We start from the raw sequence: 2,951 nt of genomic DNA, 5'->3' as shown, positions 1-2,951 counted from the left end.
AGAGCTTCCCATGCCGCTGTAGTTGGCACGCTCTGACTGGTTTGCATAAAGTCACAAGGATCGGTTGGATCGGTACCATCGATGATCTCATCACCATTAGTTACACCATCTCCATCACAATCAAGATCATTCCAGGCTGCTGTTGGAGCTACTGTTTGGTTTGCCACAACCAGATCACAAGGATCTAATGGGTCTGTATTATCTAAAATTTCCTGTCCGTTGGTTACACCGTCTCCATCACAATCCAGGGCATCCCAGGTAGGAGATGTAGTCACAGTTTGACTTGCTTGAACAAAATCACAAGGATCAAGTGGGTTTGTACCATCATTTATTTCATCACCATTGGTCACTCCATCACCATCACAATCCAGTGCTTCCCAGACCGGAGTAACAAGAGTAAGGTCCTGACTGCTTTCGAGGTAATCACAAGGATCTTGTGGGTTGGTGCCATCATTTATTTCCGTTCCGTTTGAGACTCCGTCACCATCACAGTCGCCTGCAAGCCATACAGCAGAAGCATTGGCTGGGTTTTGTATCGAAGAATCGTAATCACAAGGATCGTATGGATCCGTACCAGTGGCAACTTCATCACCATTGGTTACACCATCGCCATCACAATCGGCTGCTGCCCAAATCGCGTAGTTCGGACTTGTTGCAAGAGGTATAATAGGTGTAGTGGCTACACAAGGATCAAGTGGGTCCGGATCAGTTCCGTTAGGATCACCATCACCATCACAATCCAGGGCATCCCAGGTAGCACTCGTGGCCACCGTCTGGTTAGCAAATACAAAATCACAAGGATCTTGTGGATCAGTACCATCATTAACCTCATCGCCGTTGGTAACACCGTCACCATCGCAATCCAGGGCATCCCAGGTTGAAGATTGTGGTAGGGTTACACTGCTTACCATATAATCACAAGCATCCAGTGGGTCCGTACCATCGATGATCTCATCACCATTGGTTACACCATCACCATCACAATCAAGATTGTTCCAGGCTGTTGTTGGAGTAGTATTTTGACTGGCTACCACCAAATCACATGGATCCTGTGGGTCTGTATTATCTAATATTTCCTGTCCGTTGGTCACACCATCACCATCACAGTCGAGGTCTTCCCAAGCTGTAGATGGAGTCGCAGTCTGACTGGCTGCTACGAAATCACATGGATCTCTAGGATCAGTACCATCAATAATTTCTTGTCCGTTAGTTACACCATCACCATCACAGTCTAAGGCATCCCAAGCTGGGGTTGGCGTAGTATCCTGATTGGCTACAACAAGATCACAAGGATCAAGTGGGTCTGTACCGTCTATAATTTCTTGTCCGTTTGTCACTCCGTCACCATCACAATCAAGTGCTTCCCATGCCATGGTGGTTGGTACACTTTGGCTACTCATCATGAAGTCACAAGGATCGGTCGGATCTGTACCATCAGTGATCTCATCACCGTTGGTCACTCCGTCACCATCACAGTCAAGAGCTTCCCAAACAGCCGTTGGCGCAGTATTCTGACTAGCAAAGTCAAGGCTACAGCCGTCAAGCGGATCTGTACCATCTATAAGTTCCTGACCATTGGTTACACCGTCACCGTCACAATCCAGGGCTTCCCAGGCTACAGTTGCGGTAGCTACTGTGTTTTGTGTTGCTGGATCGTAATCACAAGGATCAACCGGATCGGTTCCGTCGATAACCTCTTGTCCATTGGTTACACCGTCACCATCACAGTCCAAGGCATCCCAAGCTGGGGTTGGCGTAGTATCCTGATTGGCTACAAAAAGATCACAAGGATCAAGTGGGTCTGTACCGTCTATAATTTCTTGTCCGTTTGTCACTCCATCACCATCACAATCAAGTGCTTCCCATGCCATGGTGGTTGGTACACTTTGGCTACTCATCATGAAGTCACAAGGATCGGACGGATCCGTACCATCGGTAATCTCATCACCGTTGGTCACTCCATCACCATCACAGTCAAGAGCTTCCCAAACAGCCGTTGGCGCTGTATTCTGACTAGCAAAGTCAAGGCTACAACCGTCAAGCGGATCTGTACCATCTATAAGTTCCTGACCATTGGTAACTCCGTCACCATCACAGTCAAGGTTTTCCCACGATGGAGTTACAATAACTACAGTATTCTGTGTGGCTGGATCATAATCACAAGGATCGGTTGGATCTGTACCATCCAGAATTTCTTGCCCGTTGGTCACACCATCACCATCACAGTCCAAGGCATCCCAAGCCGGGCTAGTAGTAACCGTCTGGCTTGCCGGCAAGTAATCACATGGATTTAATGGGTCAGTTCCATCCAGAACTTCTTGTCCATTAACAACGCCATCTCCATCGCAATCTGATAGCTGCCAAACGGCGCTTGGAGGTAATGTTACTACCAGCGGATTATAACTACATGGGTCTGTAGGATCAGTCCCTGCTATCAATTCGTCGCCATTAGTCACACCGTCTCCGTCGCAGTCTGCATTTTCCCATGCTGTGCTTGGTGGTACGGTTTGATCGGCAAGGACAAAGTCACATGGATCCAGTGGATCGGTTCCATTTCCATCATCTATTCCGTTTCCATCCGGATCTATCTCATCTCCATTAGTAACTCCATCGCCGTCACAATCCAAAGCACGCCATGCAGCACTTGTCATTGTATAATCTTGGTTCATAGGATCAAATTCGCAAGGATCCTGAGAATTTGTACCGTCAAGTAATTCTTGCCCGTTGGTCACTCCGTCACCATCGCAGTCAGCAGCATTATAGGCCGGGCTTGTAGGGCCAGTTTGGCTCCCGGGACTGAAACTACATAAATCATAGGGGTCGGTTCCATCAATGATTTCCTGTCCATTGGTTACGCCGTCACCATCACAATCGGCGGCTGCCCAGATTGGATTCGCAGGGTTCTCATCACCTACTGTACCGTCATCAACACAAGGATCATATGGATCCGG

1 pseudogene is annotated in these 2,951 nt (G+C 48.1%); it reads right to left on the bottom strand.

Annotation, left to right across the window (positions count from 1 at the left end):
- Positions 1-2,951: pseudogene (locus tag J1N09_RS15330) on the bottom strand (hypothetical protein); the annotation flags it as partial.

Origin of the sequence: Aureitalea sp. L0-47 (assembly GCF_026126405.1) — a bacterium.
Classification (GTDB): domain Bacteria; phylum Bacteroidota; class Bacteroidia; order Flavobacteriales; family Flavobacteriaceae; genus Pukyongia.
This window is presented reverse-complemented; position numbering and strand designations above follow the sequence as displayed.